The sequence below is a fragment of the Marinoscillum sp. genome (assembly GCF_040222955.1).
GTDB lineage: Bacteria > Bacteroidota > Bacteroidia > Cytophagales > Cyclobacteriaceae > Marinoscillum.
The window spans coordinates 85,089-108,187 of sequence record NZ_JAVKCA010000017.1 but is presented as its reverse complement, the minus strand read 5'-3'; the positions used below and the strand labels follow the sequence as shown (position 1 = coordinate 108,187).

Genomic DNA, 23,099 nt, shown 5'->3' with positions numbered 1-23,099 from the left:
AAGATATCCACGATGCGGTGGCTTTTCCTTGGGTGTGTGGTTTTTTTAAGTAGTTGTAAGGTTTACAAGCAGGATCTTATGTTTCGGCTTGATGACAATTTTACCGAGGAGGATTTATCTATGCCCGTGAAGAAGGCTGAGGAGAACTATCGGATTCAGGTGAATGATTATATCGAGTTAAACTTATTTACGAACGACGGGGAGCGAATTGTTGATCCCAACCCTGAGGTATCCGGATTAGGAGGTAACAATCAGAATCGCTTGAACAACCGTCAACAATTTGAGTACCTGGTTCAGATAGATGGAGTGGCGAAGTTGCCGGTAATAGATCGGGTGAAACTGGAGGGACTTACTGTCAACGAAGCGGAGATAGTGCTGCAAAGTGCTTATGATGAGTTTTATAAGGACTGTTTTGTAAAGCTGACTGTGAACAACAGGCGAGTGGTGCTGCTTGGCGCAAATGGAGGTCAGGTAATTTTGCTTGAAAATGAGAATGTAACATTGGCCGAAATACTGGCCCTGTATGGAGGCCTGAGCATGGGAGCGAAGGCAGGGAATATTAAAGTGATCCGTGGTGATCTCTCCAATCCTCTGGTTTACCAGATCGATTTGACCACAGTTGATGGCATGAAATCCACCATCATCAAGGTGGAGCCGGGAGACATTATTTATGTCGAACCGTGGAGAAGGGCCTGGCAGGTGGGTATACGGGATATTTCTCCTGTGCTCAGCATCACCTCCAGTGTGATTGCATTCTTTCTACTTATTCAGAACATCACCAGGTGAAAGATTTCGATCAAATAGAGAACACCCAGTCGGGAGATGAATTGTTCAATTCCTTTGACCTTGAGAAATTTTTGTTCATTCTCAGAAAAAGTTTGTTGTGGATCATCCTCTTTGTGGGTAGTTCTGTTTCCCTGGCATATGTTTATTTGAGGTATACCAAACCGGTTTTCCAGTCAACCTCCTTGTTGAAGCTGGATTTTGAGAGCGAAGCCACTTCTCTTGGGCTCACATCAGGGTTTAAGGGCTCCATGGGAACAGGCCTTTCAGGAGAGATTGAAATTTTAAGATCAAAACTCTTCTTTGACAAGGTGGTGGATGTAATAGATATGGATGTCTCCTATTACTATTATGGCCGATACCTGGTAGATGAACGCTATCGCAATAGCCCTTTTGTGGTTTCGTACAAAATAAAAAATTCATTCTTTTACAACAGGCCTTTTGATGTGGACATTAAGTCCCCTGATACTTTTGAATTGATCTACATGGACAAGGGGAATGAGGTCAGTCAGACATATTCATATGGGGAGGATATCATTACCGACGGATTCAATTTTGTCATTCACAAGACTGACTATTTCAATTACCCGGAAGTGGGTGGCAAGTATTATTTTACTGTAAATAGTGAAGATGCACTGATTGGATACTTGCAAAGAAACATCAGTGTGAGCCCGGAGAATATTAACGCCCGGACCATTCGGATTTCTTTGGAGGACTTCAATCGCAATAAGGCGCGTGATCTGCTTACAGCTGTAGATACCTTGTATCTGGATTATTCGCGTCAGGCAAAGAATATTACCCTGGAGCAGAAGATAAAGTTTCTGGATTCACAAATTATGCTTACTGAGGACACCCTCGAAACATACGATTCATATTTCGAAAATTTTATCATTGAGAATCGAACCCTTAATCTGGTAGGAGATATCCAAAGGGTGATTCAGAGCCTTATTAATTTGGATTCTGCGCAGAGTCAGTTGGAGGATCAGCTCTTAGAGGCGATTGAGTTTGATGAGAATTTTGAGGGCTATGATTCCCTGCTCGCCGGATCCGACCTGCCGGTACCGGCATCCCTGAACAACTTTCTTACCAGATACAGGGAATTGTTAAATGAGCGTAAGGAGAAACTGAGGTATTACAACGAAAACACACACATCATCAAGGGAATCGATGATCAAATCGAGTCCTTTCAAAATACGTTGGAGGAATTTATCCCCAGGCACATTGCCTTTCTGAAAGAAAAGGAAAGGAGACTGGGAGGCAAAAGTGATTACCTGGAAAAAATCTTCGCCGAACTACCGTCCATGAGGACGAGCTTTGATAGAAACAAGCGATTTTATAACCTGCATGAAGGCTACCTGATGTCACTTTGGCGGACGAAGATGGACCTTGAGATTACAAGGGCTGGCACCGTTACTGATTTTGTGATTCTATCTCCCGCCTCGCTCCCCGGAGCTCCCATTAAACCCCAGCCTACGATCATTTACAGTATTTCATTGGCTGCAGGGTTCCTGATTTCTTTTGTTTTTCTTCTGATCAGGTACCTGCTCCATAATAGCATTTCCAGTTACCGCGAGCTCGAAAAATTGGTGAGTGTGCCCATACTTGGGTCTGTTCCGGAATTTACCACGCACAAATTGCCACTGACCAAGCTGGTGATTATGCCTAGCTCCAAGTCGGCCATTAGCGAGGCCCTGAGAACCATCCGTACCAATATGGAATTTCTGAATGGGAATAAAGTGACGAAGACCATTACCATCACTTCCACAATTTCTGGTGAGGGGAAGACCTTCGTTGCTGTGAACCTCGGTGCCGTGATGGCTTTCTCCAAACAACGTGTGTGCGTGGTGGACATGGATATGCGCAAGCCAAAAGTGCACCTGGCTTTTGGTGATGAGGCCCATTTTAAGGGAATGAGCACCCTGCTAATTGGTAAAAATTCTCTTGACGAGTGTATTACGAGTACGTCCATTCAGAATTTGGATTACATCCCTGCAGGCCCTAATCCACCTAATCCATCGGAACTAATCCTTAATGACGAGTATGACAACATCCTGGCTGAGCTTGAAAAACGATATGATCTGGTGATATTAGACACTCCACCGGTAGGCCTGGTGACAGATGCGGTACTCAGTATGAAAAAATCTGATCTCCAGCTTTATGTGGTGAGGTCTGACTATTCCAAGCGGTCATTTGTCAAATCCATCGAGAACCTCAAAAAGATCAACCGCTTTACCAACCTGACGGTAATCTTTAATTCAGTGAAGGCTGGTGGAAAGGGTTACGGTTATGGCTATGGTTATGGCTATGGTTACGGCTATGGCTACTACGAAGAATCTAAATAATAGCCTTACCTTTGTGGCCAGTTCGGGGTATATATGTTTGGATGGTTTTCTAAGAAAGTAGGGATTGATATCCGGGTTGATGTTCACAGTCACCTGTTGCCAAATCTTGACGATGGTGTGCGTGATTTTGATGAATCGCTCGATATTATTCGTGAATTTTCCAGACTGGGCTTCAAAAAACTTATCACCACCCCCCATATCTATTCAGATCACTATCCAAATACCCATGAGACTATTCTGAATGCCCTGAGTGAATTGAAACAGCACCTCAGCCGGGAAAAGATGAGTATTGAGGTGGAAGCTGCCGCGGAGTACTATATCGATGCTCATTTGATTGATCTGTTAGACAGAAAAGAGCCGATCCTAAGTTTTGGAACCGCAGGGTATGTGTTGGTAGAAACCGGATTTCATACCAAGCCCATCATTTTCGATGAGGTGATATTCAAACTCAAGTCCCTTAATTACGTACCTGTCCTGGCACACCCGGAGCGCTACTTGTATTTGGAGGATGATCTCTCCTGGCTAAGGCAGATTCGTGAGAAAGGTGTCAGGTTGCAGGTCTCCATACCATCGCTGAATGGATTTTACGGTTCAAATCCTAAAAAGATGGCCATGAAATTACTCAAGGAGGCAATGGTGGACTTTTTCGGGTCAGATATACATCGGAAAGGCCAAATGGAGGGTTTTGAGAGGTCATTGGAGATTAAAGTTTCTCCGCAAAATGTGCTGAACAATGAACTTATTTGATTGTTTGGTTGTGGATAACTTTTCGATCTGTGTTGATAAACCGCACTGAATTTTAAAGTATATTGTTTTAACTACATGTAAGCACTTTTAACTTTTTTATATGCAAGAAGAGTATAAGCGCAAGGAAGAGAGAGAGTTGGTGAGAAAGTTTGAAGCGTTCCTTAAAAATAAGGAGCCATTTTACTTCGACGAAGAGACCTTTCTTCAGGTCATCTCCTATTATCAGAATCATGAGAAATACAATCAGGCATTGCGGGCTTGTGAGGTGGCCTTGGAGCATTACCCGTATTCTGTGGATATGCTGATGGAGCTGGCGGATGTTCTGGTGAAACTGGACCGACAGGATGATGCGATAGAAAAGCTGGAAGAGGCCCTTAATTATCACCCGAATGATCCTGAGTTGCTCATGCAAAAAGGGACCATTCATTCCCTGCTATCGGAGTATCAGGATGCAGTGGAGTGTTATCAGAAAACACTGGATTTCGCAGAAGACAAGGATGAGGTGTATTATAGCATCGGTTTGGCTTTTCAGGGGATGGGCAATTATGAAGCTGCTGCCGAGAATTACAAGCAAGCTATTGAGTTTAATATGCTGAATGAAAATGCCTTGTATGAACTCGCCTATTGCCTGGACGTGTCTGGCGAGCTCGAAAGTAGCCTTGATTATTACCACAAATTTATCGATCAGGATCCGTACTCTGAATACGCCTGGTATAACCTGGGGATTGTCTATAATAAACTCGAGCAGTTTGAGAAATCCATTGATGCCTACGAATATGCAGTGGCCATTGACGATGACTTCAGCAGTGCCCACTTCAACATGGGTAATGCCTATATGAGCCTGGAGCAGTACGACAAAGCCCTTAATGCCTATACCAAAACGATGGACATTGAGGGGCCAACTTCAGAAACATATTGTCACATAGGCGCGGCATACGAGAAAATGGAGCAGCTGGAATTGGCTGTAAAAAATTATCAAAAAGCCACTAAACTCGATCACCTTTATCATGAGGCCTGGTATGGGCTGGGTATTTGTCTGGGGCTTCAGGAAAAGTGGTACGAGGCCATTCACTTCCTGAATAAGGCACTCAAGCTTGATGTGGAAAATGGCATTTACTGGAAGGCCGTGGCTGACGCTGAGGCAAAAATGGGTAATGTCATTTCTGCACTGGAGGCTTATGCCGAGGCCAGCGAGATGGATCCTGAAAATCCACAGGTATGGTTGGACTGGTCTAATGTTTATTACGAGCAGGGGGACTTCCAGCTCGCTCAGGATACTGTGGAAGAGGGACTCGCTGAATGTCCGGATGATGCAGATTTGTTTTACAGGAGCGTAGTATACCTCATAGAGGGAGGGAAGTACAAGATGGCCATCAACCGCCTCGAAACAGCACTTATTCTCGACTTTGAGGGCCACTTACAATTGTTTGATTATTTCCCCAACTTGCACACTCAGAAAGCACTATACAAGATCATCGAACAATACCGAAAAAACAATTAGTAGATCGGTAGGTCATTTTGAGCAGAATTTCTGATTTTTGTGCCTTCAAAAAATCCCCTGTCAAAACATCTTTTATGAATTATCATTTAAATCAAATACCCCACCGTACGAGCAAGCCACGTAACACTGGTTATACAATGATTATGGATAAAGGCCTCAGTATCAGAGAGGTGGAGGATATGATTGACATATCCGGGGATTTTATCGATATCGTGAAGCTGGGCTGGGCGACTTCTTACGTCACCAAAAATTTAAAGGAGAAGCTGGCTGTTTATAAGTCTGCAGGGCTTCCGGTTTACCTCGGGGGAACACTTTTTGAAGCTTTTATTGTCAGAAATCAGTTTTCAGACTACCAGAAAGTGCTGGATCAGTTTGGGTTGGAGTATGCTGAGGTGTCTGATGGCTCCATTGAGATGAATCACGACGAGAAGTGTGGCTATATCAGTACACTGGCAAAGCAGGTGACTGTGCTGAGTGAAGTAGGATCGAAGGACGCAGCAAAAATCATCCCACCTTATAAGTGGATAGAGCAGATGCAGACCGAACTGGATGCTGGTGCCTGGAAAGTGATTGGAGAGGCCAGGGAGAGCGGAAATGTGGGACTGTTCAGAGATTCAGGCGAAGTGAGGCAAGGTTTGGTAGAGGAGATTCTTACCAAAATACCCGAAGACAAGATATTATGGGAAGCCCCTCAAAAGGCCCAGCAGGTGTGGTTTATCAAGTTGATCGGAACGAATGTAAACCTCGGAAATATTGCTCCCAATGAGGTGATTCCATTGGAAACCATCCGGCTTGGACTGAGGGGTGATACATTCGATTATTTTCTCGATAGTCTTAAATAAGAAATTTAGCCACCCTCAGGTGGCTTTTTTGATGGTATGAAAAGAATAGTTTTACTCCTGAAAGGCATGGCCATGGGTGGTGCCGATGTGATTCCCGGGGTGTCCGGGGGTACGATTGCACTGATCACAGGGATCTATGAAGAATTAATCCACTCCATCAAATCTGTGGATGCTGTGGCATTGAAGCTAATACTGAAACTTGACCTTAGGGGTTTGTGGGAGCGCATTAATGGAGCTTTTTTGCTCAATGTGTTTGCCGGAGTGCTGATTAGTATTTTTTCATTGGCCAAACTCATTACCTATTTACTGGAAGTGTATCCCATCCCTGTCTGGTCTTTCTTTTTCGGACTCATCCTTATTTCCGCGTACTTTGTGATGCCCCGCACGCGTGGCTGGGTTGTTTACCTTTCAATGTTTGTGGGAGTCATTTTGGCTTACCTGATTACCTCACTTACCCCTGGTAATACGCCTGAAGAACTTTGGTTTATTTTCATTTCCGGTGCCATTGCTATCTGCGCCATGATTCTGCCTGGAATTTCCGGCTCATTCATTCTTCTCCTGTTAGGGAAGTACGAGTTCGTATTGGGCGCTGTAAAAAATCTTGACCTGGCCATTATAGCGGTATTTGCTGCTGGCTGTGCGGTTGGGATTATTGCCTTCTCCAAGGTTATTCATTGGCTTCTGCTTCATCACAAGGGAGTCACGTTGGCTCTTCTCGCAGGATTCATGCTGGGATCGCTGAACAAAATATGGCCCTGGAAGGATGAATCCGGAGATGTTTTCGTGAATTTGAGCCCGAATGACTTTACAACGATCACAGGTCAGCCAAATCAACTATATTTAGCTATTATATTCTTTTCCCTTGGCATCATCATCGTTGGTGGTTTGGAGTGGATAGGAAAAAAAATAGCTTAAAAATGAAAAGATATGGTTTGATTGGGTTTCCGCTTGGTCACTCTTTTTCCCGTGGGTATTTTCAGGAAAAATTCGCCCGACTCGGGCTTACTGAAAGTCACAAATACGACCTCTTTGAGATAGAATACCTGAAGGATTTTCCCGCGCTGTGGGAGCGATATCCGGATCTGGTGGGAGTTAATGTCACCGTTCCTCACAAGGAGAATATACGCCGGTTTCTGGATCGGCTGGATAGCAGTGCCCATAAGGTGGAGGCTGTGAACGTGGTGAAGAAAGAGGGAAATAAACTGGTGGGCTACAACAGTGATTTTTTCGGATTCAAACAATCCATGGTCAACTATTTTCAAGGAAATATTACCTGCGAAAAGGCGTTGATTTTGGGTGGTGGCGGTGCTTCTAAAGCTGTGGAAGCGACTTTTTTGGACCTGGGCATTAAATACATGGTGGTCTCCAGGGACAAGCATAAGGGAGACCTTGTTTATCAGGATCTCAAGGATGATCCCTCCTACGTCTCAAAGGTGGATATGATTGTTAATACCACCCCACTGGGTATGCACCCCAATTTGGAATCTAAACCGGACATACCTTATGATGTCATACGTGCCGAACAATACTTGTATGATCTCGTTTATAACCCGGAAGAAACGGCATTTATGAAAGAAGGAAGAAGCAGAGGAGCGCGTACTAAAAACGGATTGGAAATGCTGTATGTACAGGCCGACCGTGCCTGGGAAATTTGGAATTCCTAAACCTCCATGGATTTTAAAATCAGTTCAGAATACGTGCCTACCGGCGACCAGCCCAAGGCAATCGCTCACCTTACTGAAGGGATTAATAACGGAGAAGGTGCTCAGACTCTTTTGGGAGTGACGGGTTCAGGAAAGACCTTCACTGTGGCCAATGTCATTGAGCAGGTACAGAAACCTACCCTGGTGCTTTGCCATAACAAAACCCTGGCAGCGCAGCTGTATGGTGAGTTCAAAAGTTTCTTTCCGGAAAACTCCGTAGAATATTTTATTTCCTATTACGACTACTACCAGCCGGAGGCATTTTTGCCCACCACGAATCTGTACATTGAGAAAGACCTCTCTATTAACGAGGAAATTGAAAAACTCAGACTAAGTGCAACGTCTGCGCTCCTTTCGGGTCGTAGGGACGTCATTGTGGTAGCCTCTGTTTCCTGTATCTATGGTATTGGTAATCCCGAGGAGTTTGGTAAAAATGTAATTAAGGTTCAGGAAGGGGACACCATTCCCAGAAATCAATTTTTGTTTCAGCTGGTGGATATTCTGTACAGCCGTACAGAAGTGGAATTCAAAAGGGGCACCTTTCGCGTAAAGGGGGATACGGTAGATGTCTTCATCGCCTATGCTGATTTTGCCTATAGATTTATTTTTTGGGGTGATGACGTAGAATCTATTCAGCGGATTGATCCTCATACGGGCGAAAAGCTGTCAGAAGAGCGCATTGTGAGCATATTTCCGGCCAACCTTTTTGTAACTGGCAAGGATTTGCTTCAGGTGGCCATTCGGGAAATTCAGGACGACATGATGGCTCAGGTTCAGTTTTTCGAAGAGGAGCGTCGTTTTTTGGAAGCCAAGCGCCTGAAAGAGCGAACCGAGTTTGATCTGGAAATGATCCGTGAGATCGGATACTGCTCGGGCGTTGAAAATTACTCGAGGTACTTTGACCGCCGTACAGCTGGCGCACGACCTTTCTGTCTGTTGGACTACTTCCCGGATGACTACCTGATGATCGTGGACGAGAGCCATGTTACAATCCCTCAGATACGCGGGATGTGGGGAGGAGATCGAAGCAGGAAAGTGAATCTGGTTGACTATGGTTTCAGACTACCGTCTGCTTTGGACAACCGGCCGCTTACTTTCAATGAGTTTGAGAGCATGCTGAATCAGGTGGTGTTTGTGAGTGCGACACCCAGTGAATATGAGCTGATCAAGTCAGAAGGGATTATCGTGGAGCAGCTCATCAGGCCCACAGGTCTGTTGGATCCTATTATTGAGGTGAGGCCCAGTGTGAACCAGATCGATGATCTGCTGGAGGAGATATGGCTACGGGTGGAACGAAAGGAGCGGGTGCTGGTGACCACACTCACCAAGCGAATGGCAGAAGAGTTGACCAAGTACATGAGCAATGCAGGAGTGAAGACACGATACATTCACTCAGAGGTGGATACCCTGGATCGGGTGGAGATATTGCGTGAGCTGCGTTTGGGGGTTTTTGATGTGCTGGTGGGTGTCAACTTACTCAGAGAGGGTCTCGACCTACCCGAAGTTTCGCTGGTTACCATCATAGATGCAGACAAAGAAGGCTTTTTGAGAAATGAACGCTCCCTGGTTCAAACCATCGGCCGTGCCGCCAGAAATGAGAATGGAATGGTGATTATGTACGCAGATAAGATCACAGATTCCATGCAGCGATCGATCGACGAGACCAACAGGCGCCGTAGTATCCAGCAAGCCTACAACGAGGAGCATGGCATAGTACCTAAAACTATTATCAAGAACCGGGAGGCTATCTTGGGACAAACCTCTGCGGCAGATAAGAAAAAGGGAGCCAAGAAATACTATACCGGAGATGAGGTGGAGCTGACTGTGGCAGCAGACCCTGTAGTTGCTTACATGAATAAGGATCAGTTAAAAAAGCTGGCTTCCGATACGCGTAAACAAATGGAGAAAGCCGCCAAAGATCTTGATTTTATGGAAGCTGCCAGGCTGAGGGATGAGATGCTGGAGATCGAGAAAATGTTAAAGAAGTGATCTCCGTCATGAGTGTATTTCACTCATGAAACCAACAAATTCTGTTAATTTAGCCACCTGAATGATTAAATAGACATGTACAAGCGCATCAATGGTATTCAACACATCGGGGTAGGTGTTTCGGACTCTGAAGTTTCACAAAAATGGTATCGAAAATTTATAGGAATGGACATTCCTATTTTTGACGGTGTGGCTCCTGCTCCATTGATGGACGTATACACCAAGAACGAGACCATTACCAAGCGTGCCACGATGATCCTAAACCTTCAGGGTGGTTGTGCCATGGAGGTGGTCAATCCTACTTCTTTTACTCCACGTCCTCCCGATTTTGAGACTCAGCTGGGTGACATTGGGATCTATATCAATCAGGTAAAAGCTCTGGATGTGGAAGCTGCATATGCTCATTTTGAGAAACATGGAGCCAACCTGCGCTCTGGAATAGTGGACATGCCAGATGGAGCGAAGACCTTTTATGCAGAGGATCCCAATGGCTTGTTATTTCAGATCATTCCGGGGCACAACTTCTATACCAGGGGACACCACATCACAGGTGGGCCAAATGGATGTGTGATTGGTGTTTCGAACATTGATAACTCACTGAAGTTGTATGCCGATGTATTGGGATATGATAAGGTGGTCTATGATGAAACCGGGGTTTTCGAAGATTTCAAATCACTGCCCGGGGGCGAAAAATCCTTCCGAAGAATTCGCCTGACACAGTCCAATCCTCCAGGTGGGGGCTTTGCCAAAGTGTCTGCTGACACTTACATAGAATTGATTCAGGCGATGGATTATCAGCCTAAGAAAATTTACAAAGGCCGAATTTGGGGAGATGTTGGTTTTGTACACGTGGGATTAGACGTTCGTGGTATGAAAGCGTTGGGCGAAGAGTTGGCCACTAAGGGCTTTGGATTTACCTGTGATACTCAGGATACCCTTGATATGGGGGGAACCACCCGCGTTCACTGCACCTACATTGACGATCCGGATGGTGTGCTGATAGAGATGATCGAGGTGTACAAAATTCCCATCATTGAAAAACTGGGCGTATTCCTGAATGTAGAAAAACGAGATCCATTGAAACCGTTGCCAGATTTTATGCTGAAAGCGCTGAAATTTAGCAGAATTAAGGACTGATCCTCATTAATCGACCTGCTGTCCCATTGCCTTCTCACGGATGATTTCGCCTACAGGGCGATTTTCAATTTTACTTTCCAGCCAGGAGATGATATCGAAGTAGACAAAGGCTCGTTTGTCGTATTTGCTTTGAGCCAAATTCATTAGCTGATTTCTCAGTTCGACAAAACCCTGTATCAGTTCCTTTTGAGTGGTCTCCCGGCTCAGGCTTTTTAGGAAAGCCAGAATATATTCCTGAAAGGAGTGTAGATCGTGTTTTTTGAGTAAAAAGCGATAGGTGGATCGAATGTAGTAGTCAATTACGTCACGGTTTCCGAGCTCGTAGTGGGTGATGAGGTTGACTATTCGGGCAAAAGAATGCACATCTTGCCGAATGTCTTCATCTTCTGAGTTGATGATTCGATTGAGCCATTTAAGTGCCTTTCGGTAGTTGGCATTGCCAAAATAGAGACAGGCTATTTTGTAGAAAAGCACCAACTCAGAGTGTTTGTCGAGCATCCCGATGTACCCCTCCAGCCTCTTTTCTATTCGCTGAAGCAGGTTGACCCCACGCTGAAAATCACCTACCATGAAGTAGCCGTTGAACTGATGGGCGTAGCTGTACTTAAAGAGTCTTATTTGCAGGTTTTCATTGAGTTTCACCAGACGATGGCTGGCCAGATCCCTGAGCTTTCGGTGAGTTTCCTGAAATTCTTCATGTTTTTGCAATCTTGCCTGGGCATTGAGAAGGTGATTGAGCCCTTTTAAGTACATCTCAAAATAATAGGCAGAGGTAGGGGGGTAATCGAACAGGTTGACCCATTTCTTGGCGTACTCAAACACCTCGTGAAAATCCTGGATAAAGCTGTAGTAGCTTAGCTGAATGTCATACCAGAGGAGTCGCTCACGAAAGGAAAACTTCGACTGATTCCATTCTGGAATTTGTGAGGAAAAGATGCTGCTGATCCTGTCATGGTCTTCCTTGTTTCTGATGTATCCGGTTTTAAGATAGATCGCGCTTAGCTCCACAGAGAGGTTTGTGAGTAAGTTGACCCGCGTTATTTTTTCATTAATATCATTGGACTCAGCCACCACCTGACTTACCCGTTTTTGATTGCCTTTGCCAATCGAGTAGGGGAGCAGGTTTTTCTCCCACTTGAGCACCTCCAGCTGGAGCTCCAGGTTGTCACTTTTCTTGATCACCTTCTTGGCCTTCTGCAGGAGCTGCATACTCTGCTGGTACAGGCTCCTGTCAAAAAGAATCTGGATGTAATCGATCTGTTCACGGATGTTAATGTCCTCATTGGAGGAGGCGGTATATTCCTTCAGGCTCTGGAGGATTTTTTTATAAAGATGGGCCTTCAGGTTGCTGAACTGGCGGGGGTTAATCCATTCATTCTGCCGAATGATGAGGTCCTCGTCAAAGGCTTCCATTTTGTCCAGGGCATCGAATAACATCAGGTATTTCGCATCCTCCTGATTCTGACCTTTGTTGCGCACCTTGAAGTAGCGCTTTTCATTTTTGCGCATGGATCGGATAAGGGTGAACAAGTGATCTGATCGCTCTTTAGGCATAGTAATTAAAAATACGTTTTGGATGCAATTTAAGCCTATTTGATCTGAATTGATATAATAGAAATCGTAATTAAAAAATTATTTGATTTTTGGCTTCACCAGTTCCCCTATACTTTCGAGGAATTAAATCAATGTGTGAATGCACGGCCAGCGGAAGGATCGTTTCCTCAAAACATCTGAGGCCATTTTAAAGAAGATATCATGAGTGATAAAGTATATGTGTTTGATACTACCCTGAGAGATGGCGAGCAGGTCCCTGGTTGTCAGTTATCCACCCCTGAGAAAATTGAAGTAGCAAAGGAGCTGGAGATTTTGGGTGTAGACATCATAGAGGCTGGCTTTCCGATTTCTAGCCCCATGGATTTCAACTCGGTCATCGAGATTTCCAAGGCGGTTTCAGATCCGATTATTTGCGCACTTACGCGTTCTGTAGAGAAAGACATAGACTTTGCGGCTGATGCCTTGAAATATGCTAAGCGCAAAAGAATACACACGGGAATTGGCTCATCAGACTACCACATCAAATACAAATTTAAGAGCGATAGAGAGAAGATCCTGGAGCGCGCTGTGGCGGCTACCAAGTATGCCAAAAAGTATGTAGAGGATGTTGAGTTTTACTGCGAGGATGCCGGGCGTACAGATAATGAATACCTGGCGAGGATGGTAGAAGCGGTGATCAAAGCCGGAGCTACTGTAGTGAACATTCCTGATACCACTGGCTATTGCCTGCCGGAAGAGTATGGAGCCAAGATTAAATTTTTGAAGGAAAATGTTAAGGGGATTGACAATGCAATTATCTCCTGTCATTGTCACAATGACCTTGGGCTGGCTACTGCCAATACCATGGCAGGTGTACTGAATGGCGCACGACAGGTAGAAGTCACCATCAATGGAATTGGAGAGAGAGCAGGTAACACTTCTTTGGAAGAAGTGGCCATGATTCTGAAAACACATAAGGATGTGGACCTCCATACCAACATTGACAGCAAGCACATCTATGCATTGAGCCTGTTGGTAAGCAAAATGATGAGAATGCCGGTGCAGCCGAATAAGGCCATTGTGGGTAGAAACGCCTTTGCACATTCTTCAGGTATTCACCAGGATGGCGTCATTAAGCATCGGGAAAATTATGAAATCTTAGACCCTGAGGATGTGGGCATCCCGCAATCATCCATTATTCTCACCGCGAGAAGTGGCAAGGCCGCACTGAAATATCATCTGGACAGATTGGGCTATTCGCTCGAAGAGGCTCGTGTGGAAGAAGTTTACGATGACTTCTTGAAAATGGCTGATGCCAAAAAGGATGTGACTGATGATGACCTGATCATTTTGATAGAAGGCTCACTTCCGGAAGGTGGTATCAAGTTGAAAAACGTCCAGATTATATGTGGGGAGTCAGTTTTTCCTTCGGCCACAGTAGAGTTGGAGGTCAACAAAGAAATTATTCATGCATCTGCCACAGGTACCGGATCAATAGATGCGGCATTCAGAGCAGTAGATGAAATATTAGGTGAAGTGTTTGATATGGATGAGTTTTTGGTGCAATCCATGGGCAATAGAAATGATGATGGCAAGGTTCACCTGCGTGTGAAGTACCAGGATCAGCATTATATGGGATTCGGTGTTCATAAGGACATCATCATAGCCTCAGTCAAAGCCTATGTTGATGCCATTAATAAGATCACCTCAGTAAAGAGTAAAGTACTCAAAGCAACCGCGTAAACTAGTAGAATCTAAATATTCCAGTCCTCGTTTGGCCCTTCGCATAACTGTGAAGGGCTTTTTTTGTTATTGGTCGATATGCTCACCAGGCTTTGGTAGGTCGATAAAAGGCTGGATTAAATGGGATATTTACACTTTTTCAAAAATTATCAACGTTCCAAAGGAAATTTTATATTCCCCCACCTAAAATGTAAGGATATATTGCAAGCGATATAAAAATTGCCAGAAACAGGGAGATAGTTTTGGTATTATGAAAGTAAATTCTGTTTCTTTGGCGCGTTTGAAGGTGACCAATCTGTGACAGACGAATCTCTTTCGGCACCCACCCAACCAGCATAGTAAGTTGACACGGCGACTGATTTTCGCAAATCAGAAACTGTGAGTTTTTCACATTTAAAACCTAATTCATTATGCGAAAACTATTACTTACAGTGGGTACAGTCCTGCTTATGGCGTTTACAGTAAATGCCCAGAATCAGAGGTTATGTGCCTCAGATGAAGTTTTTGATCGGCAAAATGCCAATCCGAAGACCTTCGAGCTTCGAAAAAATGTCGAAGAGCATACCAGAAACTTCCTGGCCAAGGGAGCTAAAGCCAATCAGCGAACCGGAATTTTGAATATCCCGGTGATCGTGCATGTTATTTACAACACCTCACAGCAGAACATCTCTGATGCTCAGATCCAGTCTCAGATTGATGTGCTTACTGAGGATTTCAGGAAAATGAATGCTGATGTGAGTCTTACTCCTTCAGAGTTTGCACCATTGGCATCGGACATCGAAATAGAATTTTCTTTGGCACAGATCACCAGAAAGTCAAGTTCTAAGACTTCCTGGGGAACCAATGATGCCATGAAATCATCTGCTCAGGGCGGAGTGGATGTAGTGAGTCCGGATGAATACCTGAACGTTTGGGTGTGTAATATCGGTGGAGGAATCCTCGGTTACGCACAGTTTCCAGGCGGTCCAAGCTCTACAGATGGAGTGGTAATTTCACCACAGTATTTCGGAAGCATCGACCGACAGGGTGCCGGGGAGAATTTTTACCTCAGCTCTCCTTTTGATCTGGGAAGAACAGCGACTCACGAGGTGGGGCATTACCTGAACCTGAGACATATCTGGGGAGATGGCAACTGTAACGCGGATGACTTTGTGGCAGATACACCTACAGCAGGTGGGGCCAACTACGGTTGCCCAAGCTACCCATCCAAGTCATGTAATAACAATGGCGGATATACCAGCGATATGTTCATGAACTATATGGACTATGTGGACGATGCCTGCATGTACATGTTTTCTGCCGGACAGAAAGCTCGAATGGATGCTATTTTTGAACCTGGAGGAGCCAGAGAAACGCTGGGAACATCTTCTGGTGGATGTACATTAGCTGCGCCATCAGGTTTGTCTTCGTCCAACATTGGGGACAATAGTTTCACACTGTCATGGAGCAGCGTGTCTGGTGCTACCGGATATGACGTGAGCGTGGACGGCACCGTGACCAGCACATCCGGTACTTCTACTACCATCACAGGGCTCACCCCCGGAACTACCTACACCACTAAGGTAAGATCTAAGTGTGCCAGCGGAAGCGGAGCCTACTCTGCTAATTTGATGGTAACTACCACAGGTAGCAATTGCAACACCGGACCGGTAACACTTTCACTTACATTGGATAACTATCCCGCTGAAACAAGCTGGACACTGAGCAAAGATGGCTCCACAGTGGCTTCAGGAAGTGGATACAGCACAAGTGGACAAACCATCACAGAAGTATTCGACTTTGGTAGTGGCAGCTATTCATTTACCATCAATGATTCCTATGGAGATGGTATCTGCTGCTCCTATGGAAGCGGCTCTTATTCACTGACAGATGCCAATAGCACGGTGATTGCTTCAGGAGGAAACTTCTCAAGTTCTGAAAATACCAGCTACTGTGTAGAGGGCGGTGGACCTACACCTGATACTGAGGCACCAACTGCCCCGGGGTCTCTATCAGCTTCTAATGAAACTCAAACCTCAGTGGACTTGAGCTGGAGTGCCTCATCGGACAATGTAGGTGTGACTGGTTATGATGTATTTGTAGATGGCAGTTTGGATGGCAGCACTGCTGGTACTTCCTACTCCGTTACCGGATTATCATCTGCCACTACGTATTCACTTTCTGTAAAAGCTAAAGATGCTGCAGGCAATGAGTCTTCTGCAAGCACGGTTTCTGCAACTACCCTATCTGCGGGCGGTGGTGGATCTGACGTGTTGTTGACAAGTTATTTCGAGTCAGGATGGGATGGCTGGTCTGATGGTGGTAGTGATGTGGCCAGATACTCAGGATCCAGATCTTACGAAGGATCATATAGTATCCAGCTAAGAGATAATTCGGGTACAGCTTCTGCTATGACTTCCGGATCACTCAATGTAAGCGCATATGACCAGCTTTCTATAGAGTTTTATTTCTATGCCAATAGCATGGAGAATGGTGAGGATTTCTGGGTGCGGTATTACAATGGCAGTTCCTGGAGCACAGTGGCTAGCTATGCACGTGGCACCAACTTTGACAATAACACTTTTTACGTTGCTACTGTGACATTGGATGCTTCTAACTATACTTTCCCGAGTAATGCACAGATAAGATTCCAGTGTGACGCCAGTGGCAACAATGATCAGATCTATATTGATGGAGTGACTGTAACAGGGATCAGTAGTGGTGCCAAGGCTGCCGGTAATTCCATAGCAGCATTGGATATGGAGCGAAGAGTGGTTGATATGGACAATGGCGTGGACATTGATGGCTTCAATATGTATCCAAATCCTACTATCGACCGAATAGCTCTGATGGTGGATGTGGATGAAAATGCCCAGGTACAAATGGTCATCCATGATGTTCAGGGCAGAGTGGTTCTCAAAAAAGCGTGGAGCGGATTAGAAGGCGTGACGAAGCTTGATGTGGACGTAAGCTCGTTGGAGAAGGGACTCTATTTTGTCAGAGTGAACGATGGCAATGGATTAAATGAAGTCCAGAAACTGATTAAGAGATAATACTTCTTTCAATACTATAGCAGAAAGCCGACTCAATCGTTTGAGTCGGCTTTCTTTTTTATGGACTGATGGTTTTTTGGATATCTTCGGGGGAGCAAAGAATAAAAACAAATCAAAATGCCCATATCCAAAGCCAACTTCAGGTTTCTTAATGAGTTGAGGCTCCACAATAACAGGGAGTGGTTTGCTGACCATAAGCACGAGTATGACACTTTCCATGAGGAAGTAAAGGCTCTGGCAAGGGAGGTTGAAGTACTCATGAATGAGCACGATTTATTAGCCGGAGGTCGGGTGTATAGGATTTACAGGGATGTGCGTTTCTCCAAAGATAAGACGCCCTATAAGGATTATTGGGCCGGGAGTTTTCGGAGGGCCACGGCACTTCTGAGGGGAGGATATTATTTTGAGATTGCTCCGGGAAGATCCTTTGTGGCCGGCGGTTTCTTCGGCCCGAATGCGGCCGACTTGCTACACATCCGAAAGCAAATCAGTCAGGACCCAGAACCATTGTGGGAGGTGCTCAATCAGGAAGACTTCAAACAGTATTTCGGTGGATTGAAAGGAGCTTCAGTTAAGACCTCACCCAAAGGGTTTTCTATTGATGATCCGGCCATTGCGCTCATTCGGCAGAAGCAGTTTGTGGTGGAGCATTATTTCACCGATGCTGAGGTATTGTCCACTGATTTCTCCCAGATCTTAAACGATTCATTCAGAGCTATGAGGCCCTATCTGAATTATATGAGTGAAATTCTCACGACTGATTTGAATGGGGAATCCATTGTGTGATCGCCTACCGCTGAGTAAATATCCAGGGTGGGCCCCATAGCCAATCGTTTTTTACTAAAAAGCATATGAAATACATTTTCACCTTTCTATCCTCAGTTCTTTTCCTGATCGCGGTTTCTGCTCAGGAGGTTGAGACTTCTTACGCAAACATTCCTGATTATCCGGCTGAGTTTACGGCGGAGACAGTAGCTGCCCGGATGGTGGATGGATTGGGTTTTCGATACTATTGGGCCACTGACGGCCTCAGGGCAGAGGATCTTTCTTTTCGTCCGAATGAAGAGGCCAGATCCACTCGTGAAACGCTGGAGCATATTTTTGGGCTCACACTGATTCTGGTTAATTCTACCCGGATGATTGCTCACAGTCCGGAAGATGTTACCACGCTTTCATTTGAAGAACTGCGGACCCGGACTTTGGAAAATATCGCTGAGGCTAGCCAAAACCTGAAAGGGGAGAAAGCAAACCTCGAGGACTTTCCGGTGATTTTTCAGAGAGGTGAGGAGCAAACAATTTTCCCCTTTTGGAATCAGATCAATGGTCCCATTGCCGACGCCCTCTGGCATGTGGGGCAAGTGGTATCGTTCAGGCGAACCTCAGGCAATCCGCTGAACCCGAATGTACGGGTGTTCACTGGTACGGTGGGTGAATAGTCACCTTCGATTTTGAAAAATGGATTTCAAACTCTCAGCCACTACGGTCAGAAAGATCAGTGATCCTCCAATATAAGTACGGCCGGCGGGAATTTCATGCAGGACAAGATAACCCAAAAATGTACCTAACAGAGGCGTGAGTGCGCTGATGACACTTACGGTACTCACGGTGAAGTGCTTGAAGCTCAGGACAAGCAGGGTATGACCTGCGGCTGTAGTGAATAACCCGAGGATGAGTAAGGCCTCCCAGTTAATGGAAACCTGTGCCGGCTCAAATTCAAAAAGGAATAGCCCTGGCCAAATGAGCAGTGTGATAAACAGGAGCTGGTAAAACATCAGGGTAATACCGGATTGCTCGGCCACACGTTTTTTCATCAATATGTTTCGTATAGAGTAAGTAAGAGCCGAAAAGATCCCGATGGCTATACCTAACGTGTAGTCATTTTCAAAACTTAACTCTGGTGCCAGCAATGCCACACCCACGAAGGCCAGCATCCCAAATGCCAGGCTGCTTTTTTGAAATCTGGTTTTTAGAATAAGCGGCTCCAGAAATGCAGTGATCACAGGATAGGTAAAAAGTGAAAGCATACCTACGGCTACCGTCGAGAGTTTTAACGAATAGAAATACGATATCCAGTGAGCAGCCAGGAGCAGGGCGCTACCAAAAAGGAGCCAAAAGTTTTTGCGGTTGCCTATGCGCAGGTCAAATTTTCCTGCTTTCAAAACGATAAACAGCGCTACCGCTCCTATTATACATCGCATCCAGATGGTGACAGGTGGGGGAAGTTCAATATACCTGCCCAGAGTACCGGAGCTGGACATGATAAAAATAGCCAGACCGAGCTGGAGAAAGTGAGCGAGTTGATGATTCATGCGCGCCAAAGGTAATTGATTATCGCTTTTAGCTGTTGTAAGCGTGTGTTTTCGGGTATTTAATTGACCGGATCAACCAATCTGTTCTATTTCCGTTCTCAGCATCAGCATGATGCAGATACTGATCATTGAAGACGAAGTGAAGGTCGCCAACCACCTGAAAATGGGACTGGAGGAGCAGGGTTTTGCTGCGGACATAGCCTATGATGGAAATGTGGGGCTGAGGCTTTTCGGCCAAAAAGAATTTGACATGGTACTGGTGGATGCGATTCTCCCCGGGAAGAACGGATTTGACATTTGTCGGGAGATCCGGACGCAAAATGCTACGGTGAAAATCATCATGCTCACGGCCTTGGGCACCACAGATGACAAAGTGGAGGGGCTGGAATCTGGTGCGGATGATTACATGGTGAAACCGTTTGATTTCAGAGAGCTTCTGGCAAGGATACGTGCCATTTTGAAGCGGAATCTACCCTATACTGGAAAGGAGCGTATAAAAATCGGAGACCTTTTGCTGGATATGGAGCGGAAGACCGCCATCAGGGCGGGCGTGAATATAGACCTTACGGCAAAGGAGTACGCGCTGCTCGAGTTTCTCATGAGAAATAAGGGGAAGGTGCTCTCCAGAATGGAGATCACTGAGAAAGTGTGGGACCTGGACTTTGATCCAGGCACCAATGTGGTGGATGTTTATGTGAACATTTTGCGCAAGAAGATTGACAAACAATTTGAAACCAAACTGATCCATACCCGGGTAGGCATGGGCTATTTTCTGGATGACCTCTCTTAGGCTTAAATTCCGCTCCCCGGCCATCAATATCAAGGACACACTCGTACTGAGGTTTGTGTTGATTTTCGGCTTGCTTTGGGTGCTGGCTTCATTGTCAATTTATTATTCATCAGCCCAGTTTCGACACGATGAGTTTTACCAGCGCCTGCATACCAGAGCGAGTACAGCTGCCAAACTGCTCATAGAAGTAGAGGAGGTAGACGCCTCGCTCCTCCGGAAGATAGAAGATGCCAATCCGATCAAGCTTCCAGGGGAGCGCATCACGATCTACGACTATAACAATGCGGAGATTTTTAGCACAGACACTCAGGATTCCATACGCATGGATGAGGAACGGTTCAACGACATTCGCATTGAAGGGGAATACCGCTGGAGGCAGGGAGAGGTGGAAGTGCTGGGACTGCTGTACACAGATCAGTATGAGCGGTTTGTGGTGGTGGCTGCTGGCCAGGATGTGTACGGTTTCAGAAAATTGGATAACCTTCGGAATATCCTGCTTACGGTATTTTTTATTTCCCTTGTCGTCATTGCCATGGCCGCCAGGGTGTACGCCGGAAATGCCCTGCGCCCCATCTCTGAAGTAGTGGCGGAGGTCAATCAGATTGGAATCAGCAACCTCAGTAGGCGAGTTTCCGAAGGCAATGGAAAGGATGAAATTGCCACTTTGGGGATCACCTTCAACCGAATGCTTGATCGGCTACAAAGTGCCTTTGAGAGCCAGAAAAGTTTCATTACCAATGCCTCTCATGAATTGAGGACACCCATGACCAGCGTGCTATCACAAGTAGATGTGGCCTTGCTCAAAGACAGGGAGGCGGAGCATTACAAGGGCACTTTACAGTCGGTGCGGGACGACATCCAGGAACTTTCTGCACTGGCTGGTAAGTTGCTGCTGCTGGCTCGTGTAGATGCATTCAGAGAGACCTTTGAGCCCATCAGAGTGGATTCTATACTGTGGCAGGCCATCAGTGAGATCTCCAGACACTTTCAGAACAATATCCTTGTGGATTTTTCTTCCGACATAGATGATGAGCAGTTTTTCACCATCATGGGGAACGAGCAGCTGATAAGGAGTGTCCTCCAAAACTTGCTTGAAAATGCCTGTAAATATTCTCAGGGTAAAGATGTACGGGTGTTGGTGGCACTTGGTGCAGTTGGATTATGTCTGAGGGTTGAGGACAGGGGGGTGGGAATCGCACCTGAGGATCTTCCGGAGATCGGTCAGCCCTTTTATAGGGGAAAAAACACATCAGGATTTTCCGGAAGTGGAATAGGCCTGAACCTGTCCAAAAAGATCGTGGAGTTGCACCAGGGCACATTTTCCCTGGAGTCACGCATCGGCGAGGGAACGCAGGTGAGCATTTCTTTCGAGTACATTGGATTTTAATCCTTTTTTAATCTCCTCCTTAGGAGGGCTTAATCCCTGCCTCGTTTTCTCTCCTAAACCAAGAAAAATATTAAACCCATGATTACAAAATCTAAAGAGAGCGTTACTGCAGTGATAGTGACCCTCTTGTTCGTCCTTGCATGTAGTGTTGCTGTTTATTTTTTCTCTCTAAAAAACCTTGCTGAAGATGAACTGACATCTGAGAAAGTAAAAACGGAGAAGATGCTTTCTGAAAAGCTTGCGCTTTCGAAAGAAATAGAGAAGTTGAAAGGTGAGATTGTTGGATACAAAGGGAAAAGTGCGGATTTAGATAAAAAATTATCAACCCTGGAGACTCAGTTACAGCAGAAGGAGAGTGAGCTGAGAAATCACACGCGAAAAGGTGAATCCGCTACCGCCGACTATAAAAAGCAGCTGGCGGACCTTCAGGCTATCAGAAACAAACTAAATGAGGAAATAGCCAGACAAAGTGAGCAACTGGTGGCCTTGCAGAAGGAAAACGGGAACCTCAAGAGTACCATCGCGATGATGGAGGAAACTCATGAGGATCTGGTGACCAGAAACACAGTGTTGTCCCAACTTATTTCCGAGAATTATGGTGTGGAAGCTCACAAGAAGCGAAACAAACTCACCGTGAACTCAAAAAGGACTAAGGAAATATTGCTGGGCTTTGATGTGCCCACGGAGATGACCGAAAAGCTTTCGTTCAAGATTACCTCACCAGATGGTAACACAGTAGCCAGCAACAATTCAAAGACCATTACCTATTCAGTTAAAGAGGATTTTGAATTCAGTGATTCAGAAGTGATGGCCAGTATCAATGATACTTTCAGCAGCATTTCAGACAAAAGCAATAAGAAGCGTGTGGTACTCACATACAAACCCGAGCAGAAACTGGCCGGTGGCGTATACATGATCGATATCTTCTCTGACAGCACCTTTGTAGGCAGCAGCCAGATCAGGTTGAAATAGTAATAAGAAGTTTGAGTTAAGGTTAGGTGAAAGGTTGAGGGGCCGTCAGTTGGTTGACGGCCCTTTTTTATGTCATTTGCTGTCATGCACGCTTGATCACTCCCAAAATGAGTGAAATTAACGCGATGATCAGCAGCGTGTGAATCAGACCGCCCAGACTGTATACAAAGAACCCGAGTAACCATCCGATCACCAGGATGACTGCAATTAGATATAGCAAAGATCTCATAATTGATGTTGTTTGTTTGTATTATGAGCTTACAAAAGCCTTTCCAGAATCGATAGGTGG

At 45.4% G+C, this 23,099-nt stretch carries 19 protein-coding genes; 16 read left to right on the top strand and 3 right to left on the bottom strand.

Annotated features, from left to right (window positions below):
* The first annotated feature begins 78 nt into the window (after positions 1 to 78).
* The 9 genes from RIH33_RS14905 to RIH33_RS14865 all read left to right on the top strand — a co-directional run bounded on the left by RIH33_RS14905 (position 79) and on the right by RIH33_RS14865 (position 11,044).
* Positions 79 to 786 carry a polysaccharide biosynthesis/export family protein gene (locus tag RIH33_RS14905; protein WP_406652386.1) on the top strand — a complete coding sequence of 236 codons (708 nt, stop codon included), beginning with the start codon at positions 79 to 81 and terminating at the stop codon, positions 784 to 786.
* Positions 783 to 3,125: a GumC family protein gene (locus RIH33_RS14900; RefSeq protein ID WP_406652384.1), complete on the top strand. Its 2,343-nt coding sequence runs from the start codon at positions 783 to 785 to the stop codon at positions 3,123 to 3,125. The genes RIH33_RS14905 and RIH33_RS14900 overlap by 4 nt, the downstream gene beginning before the upstream one ends.
* 33 nt (positions 3,126 to 3,158) lie before the next feature.
* On the top strand, positions 3,159 to 3,872 hold the full coding sequence (locus RIH33_RS14895; protein ID WP_406652383.1) for a tyrosine-protein phosphatase: 714 nt from the start codon (positions 3,159 to 3,161) through the stop codon (positions 3,870 to 3,872).
* 100 nt (positions 3,873 to 3,972) lie between these two features.
* On the top strand, positions 3,973 to 5,373 hold the full coding sequence (locus RIH33_RS14890) for a tetratricopeptide repeat protein (RefSeq protein ID WP_406652381.1): 1,401 nt from the start codon (positions 3,973 to 3,975) through the stop codon (positions 5,371 to 5,373).
* 74 nt (positions 5,374 to 5,447) lie between these two features.
* The gene (locus RIH33_RS14885; protein ID WP_406652380.1) at positions 5,448 to 6,215 is read left to right on the top strand and encodes a phosphosulfolactate synthase; all 768 of its coding nucleotides are present in this window, start codon (positions 5,448 to 5,450) and stop codon (positions 6,213 to 6,215) included.
* A 36-nt stretch (positions 6,216 to 6,251) separates the two neighbouring features.
* Positions 6,252 to 7,130, top strand: a complete 879-nt coding sequence (locus tag RIH33_RS14880) for a DUF368 domain-containing protein (RefSeq protein ID WP_406652378.1) — start codon at positions 6,252 to 6,254, stop codon at positions 7,128 to 7,130.
* A gap of 2 nt (positions 7,131 to 7,132) precedes the next feature.
* Positions 7,133 to 7,879 (top strand): shikimate dehydrogenase family protein, encoded by a 747-nt coding sequence (locus RIH33_RS14875; RefSeq protein WP_406652377.1) that lies wholly within the window; start codon positions 7,133 to 7,135, stop codon positions 7,877 to 7,879.
* Positions 7,880 to 7,885: 6 nt separating this feature from the next.
* Positions 7,886 to 9,907 (top strand): excinuclease ABC subunit UvrB, encoded by a 2,022-nt coding sequence (gene uvrB / locus RIH33_RS14870; protein ID WP_406652376.1) that lies wholly within the window; start codon positions 7,886 to 7,888, stop codon positions 9,905 to 9,907.
* A gap of 75 nt (positions 9,908 to 9,982) precedes the next feature.
* The gene (locus RIH33_RS14865; protein WP_406652375.1) at positions 9,983 to 11,044 is read left to right on the top strand and encodes a VOC family protein; all 1,062 of its coding nucleotides are present in this window, start codon (positions 9,983 to 9,985) and stop codon (positions 11,042 to 11,044) included.
* Between the two features lie 6 nt (positions 11,045 to 11,050).
* Here the strand turns inward: RIH33_RS14865 and RIH33_RS14860 are convergent, their stop codons facing one another.
* Entirely contained in the window at positions 11,051 to 12,598 is a 1,548-nt protein-coding gene (locus RIH33_RS14860; RefSeq protein WP_406652374.1) for a hypothetical protein, read from the bottom strand.
* Positions 12,599 to 12,799: 201 nt separating this feature from the next.
* Between RIH33_RS14860 and RIH33_RS14855 the strand changes: the two genes are divergently transcribed.
* From RIH33_RS14855 to RIH33_RS14840, 4 genes are all read left to right on the top strand, one after another.
* Positions 12,800 to 14,320 carry a 2-isopropylmalate synthase gene (locus RIH33_RS14855; RefSeq protein ID WP_159583346.1) on the top strand — a complete coding sequence of 507 codons (1,521 nt, stop codon included), beginning with the start codon at positions 12,800 to 12,802 and terminating at the stop codon, positions 14,318 to 14,320.
* A 410-nt stretch (positions 14,321 to 14,730) separates the two neighbouring features.
* Entirely contained in the window at positions 14,731 to 17,352 is a 2,622-nt protein-coding gene (locus RIH33_RS14850; protein ID WP_406652372.1) for a fibronectin type III domain-containing protein, read from the top strand.
* 117 nt (positions 17,353 to 17,469) lie between these two features.
* Positions 17,470 to 18,138, top strand: coding sequence for a DUF2461 domain-containing protein (locus RIH33_RS14845; protein ID WP_406652371.1), 669 nt, complete (start codon positions 17,470 to 17,472; stop codon positions 18,136 to 18,138).
* 65 nt (positions 18,139 to 18,203) lie between these two features.
* Entirely contained in the window at positions 18,204 to 18,788 is a 585-nt protein-coding gene (locus RIH33_RS14840) for a hypothetical protein (RefSeq protein WP_406652369.1), read from the top strand.
* On the opposite strand, the gene RIH33_RS14835 is transcribed toward RIH33_RS14840, so the two are convergent.
* On the bottom strand, positions 18,789 to 19,661 hold the full coding sequence (locus RIH33_RS14835) for a DMT family transporter (protein ID WP_406652367.1): 873 nt from the start codon (positions 19,659 to 19,661) through the stop codon (positions 18,789 to 18,791).
* Between the two features lie 109 nt (positions 19,662 to 19,770).
* Between RIH33_RS14835 and RIH33_RS14830 the strand changes: the two genes are divergently transcribed.
* The 3 genes from RIH33_RS14830 (at position 19,771) to RIH33_RS14820 (ending at position 22,810) form a co-directional block, all read left to right on the top strand.
* The gene (locus tag RIH33_RS14830) at positions 19,771 to 20,451 is read left to right on the top strand and encodes a response regulator transcription factor (RefSeq protein WP_406652366.1); all 681 of its coding nucleotides are present in this window, start codon (positions 19,771 to 19,773) and stop codon (positions 20,449 to 20,451) included.
* A complete protein-coding gene (locus RIH33_RS14825) occupies positions 20,438 to 21,838 on the top strand; it encodes an ATP-binding protein (RefSeq protein ID WP_406652365.1) in 1,401 nt (466 codons plus the stop codon). The genes RIH33_RS14830 and RIH33_RS14825 overlap by 14 nt, the downstream gene beginning before the upstream one ends.
* 78 nt (positions 21,839 to 21,916) lie before the next feature.
* Entirely contained in the window at positions 21,917 to 22,810 is an 894-nt protein-coding gene (locus RIH33_RS14820; RefSeq protein WP_406652364.1) for a hypothetical protein, read from the top strand.
* A gap of 82 nt (positions 22,811 to 22,892) precedes the next feature.
* On the opposite strand, the gene RIH33_RS14815 is transcribed toward RIH33_RS14820, so the two are convergent.
* Positions 22,893 to 23,039, bottom strand: a complete 147-nt coding sequence (locus RIH33_RS14815; RefSeq protein ID WP_406652363.1) for a lmo0937 family membrane protein — start codon at positions 23,037 to 23,039, stop codon at positions 22,893 to 22,895.
* Positions 23,040 to 23,099: the final 60 nt, after the last annotated feature.